Consider the following 734-nt stretch of genomic DNA (forward strand, 5'->3'; position numbering starts at 1 on the left):
TACCAAGACACCTGAAAAAAATATACAAGACAGAACAAGGAATAACAACCTATTTAGATCTTCAAAGAATAAAATGGGAGCAAGAAAGAGGAAAAATTATCTCAACCATGAAGTTTTTGACATAGCCATAAAAAGAAAAATTTCTAAAGTTAACAGCATTGCTTAAAATTAGAAAAATTTATTAAATATAAGACTAATAAATAAATATCAGTTTAAGATTTAAAGGAGTTATATAATGAAAAAATTACCTATTGGGGTTGCAACATTTTCAGAATTAATAGAAAACAACTATACATATATTGACAAAACAGCACACATTCATAGAATGGTTAATGAAGGTAAAATATACTTCTTATCAAGACCAAGAAGATTTGGTAAATCATTACTTGCCAACACTTTAAAAAACTTATTTAAAGGAAATAAAGAACTATTTAAAGGTTTATATATTTATGATAAATATGATTGGACTCAAAACTATCCTGTAATCTATTTAGATTTTGCAACTATAGGTCATGAAAATCCTGAAACATTAAAAACATCTTTAAATGATTTCATTAACATGACAAAAATGGAACACTCAATAGAACTTGTAAGTGAAAATTTAACCAGTAAATTTACAGAGTTAATCATTAGAATACATGAAAAATATGGTAAAAAAGTTGTTATCTTAATAGATGAGTATGATAAAGCTATTAGTAGTCATTTAGATGATATTGAAATAGCTAAAGGTAATC

General features: G+C 25.1%; 1 protein-coding gene. It reads left to right on the forward strand.

Annotated elements, in window-relative coordinates:
* Nucleotides 1–235: 235 nt before the first annotated feature.
* A partial coding sequence (locus MBFIL_RS04885) for an AAA family ATPase (protein WP_157078680.1) occupies nucleotides 236–734 on the forward strand: 499 nt, incomplete at its 3' end.

Source organism: Methanobrevibacter filiformis (assembly GCF_001639265.1).
GTDB classification, from domain to species: domain Archaea; phylum Methanobacteriota; class Methanobacteria; order Methanobacteriales; family Methanobacteriaceae; genus Methanacia; species Methanacia filiformis.